General features: G+C 53.5%; 1 protein-coding gene. It reads left to right on the top strand.

All coding sequences use genetic code 11. From position 1 onward, the window contains the following. The first annotated feature begins 47 nt into the window (after window positions 1–47). Window positions 48–1,709 (top strand): electron transfer flavoprotein-ubiquinone oxidoreductase, encoded by a 1,662-nt coding sequence (locus HMPREF2726_RS07350; protein ID WP_070602840.1) that lies wholly within the window; start codon window positions 48–50, stop codon window positions 1,707–1,709. Window positions 1,710–1,874: the final 165 nt, after the last annotated feature.

Here is a 1,874-nt window from a genome sequence, read left to right as displayed (position 1 = left end):
CTTGTCCTGATTTAAAGTTAATCCACTATAAATACACAGGAACCACCATGACAGAATCCATCACCCGCGACAGTATGCAGTACGATGTCGTGATTGTCGGCGCAGGCCCGTCGGGTTTGTCCGCCGCCATCAAACTCAAGCAGCTTGCCGAAAAAAACGGGCGCGAAATCAGCGTTTGCGTGGTGGAGAAGGGTTCTGAGGCGGGTGCGCATTCGCTGGCGGGGGCGGTCATTGATCCGATTGCGCTGAATGAGCTGATTCCCGACTGGAAAGAAAAAGGCGCGCCGCTGACGCGCGCGGTAACGCAGGACAAAGTGTTGTTCCTGACCGAGAAAAAAGCGTTCAATCTGCCCGTTACCCCCAATTTTGACAATCATGGCAACTACATCGTCAGCTTGGGCGAAGTCGTGCGCTGGTTGGCGGAGCAGGCGGAAAATATGGGCGTGGAAATCTATCCGGGCTTTGCCGCCGCTGAAGTGCTGTATTACGAAGACGGTTCGGTCAAAGGCATTGCGACCGGTAATATGGGCGTAGGCAAAGACGGCGAGCCGACCGACAGTTTCCAGCCAGGCATGGAGCTTTGGGCGCAGCAAACTCTGTTTGCCGAAGGCTGCCGCGGTTCACTTTCCAAGCAAATTATCGAGCGTTTCCAACTCGACCAAAACAGCCAGCCGCAAACTTACGGCTTGGGCATCAAAGAGATTTGGGAAGTGTCGTCTGAAAAACATCAGCCAGGTCTGGTTATACACAGCGCGGGCTGGCCGCTGGACAGCAAAACCTACGGCGGCGCGTTTGTTTACCATTTCGACGACAACAAAGTCGCCGTCGGTTTCGTGGTCGGTTTGGACTATCAAAACCCTTATCTGTCACCGTTTGAAGAGTTCCAACGTTTCAAAACCCATCCCGAAATCCGCAAAACCTTCGAAGGCGGCCGCCGCATCGCTTACGGCGCGCGTTCGCTGATTGAAGGCGGTCTGCAAAGTCTGCCGAAGCTCTCGTTCAAGGGTGGCGTTTTAATCGGCGATGCGGCGGGTTTCCTGAATATGCCGCGTATCAAAGGCATCCATACGGCCATGAAATCCGCCATGCTTGCCGCTGAAGCCGTGTTCCCCTTGTTGGAAAACCTCGAAGAAGTGGAAAGCTTCGACAGCGGCAAAGAGGCGGCGGATTATCAGCAACGTTTCGAACAAAGCTGGCTGTATCAAGAGCTTTACGCCGCGCGTAACGTCCGTCCGTCATTCAAATGGGGCGTTTACCTCGGCTCGCTTTATACCGGCATCGACCAGATGATTTTCAGAGGCAAGGCCCCGTGGACCTTGAAACATCACGGCAAAGACAACGAGCAGCTCAAAAAAGCCGCCGCGTGCAAGCCGATTGATTATCCGAAACCCGACGGTGTGTTGACCTTCGACCGCTTAAGCAGCGTCTTCCTCGCCAATCTCGCGCACGAAGAAAACCAGCCCGACCATTTGGTGCTGAAAAATCCGCAAACGATGATAGACGTGAATTACAAAGAATACGCCTCGCCCGAAACGCGCTATTGTCCGGCCGGGGTGTACGAAATCGTCGAAGAAAACGGCAGCCCGCGCCTGCAAATCAACGCCGCCAACTGCGTCCACTGCAAAACGTGCGACATCAAAGACCCGACGCAAAACATCACTTGGATTTGCCCCGAAGGCGCAAGCGGACCGAATTACGGCGGGATGTAGGCTTTAGTTGCAGCGGGCTTGTCTAAATGGGACAAGTCTCTGTCGTATCAGATAAAAAAGGTCGTCTGAAAATCTTGGTTTAAGGTTTTCAGACGACCTTTTGGGTTTTTCAGGGAGCGGGCATTAACAGAATGAGACCTTTGCAAAATTCCTTTTCCCCCAACA

It is taken from the genome of Neisseria sp. HMSC074B07 (assembly GCF_001810355.1).
Taxonomy (GTDB): Bacteria; Pseudomonadota; Gammaproteobacteria; order Burkholderiales; family Neisseriaceae; genus Neisseria.
Note: the sequence above shows the minus strand (reverse complement) of the source record. Positions and strands in the feature narration are given on the sequence as shown.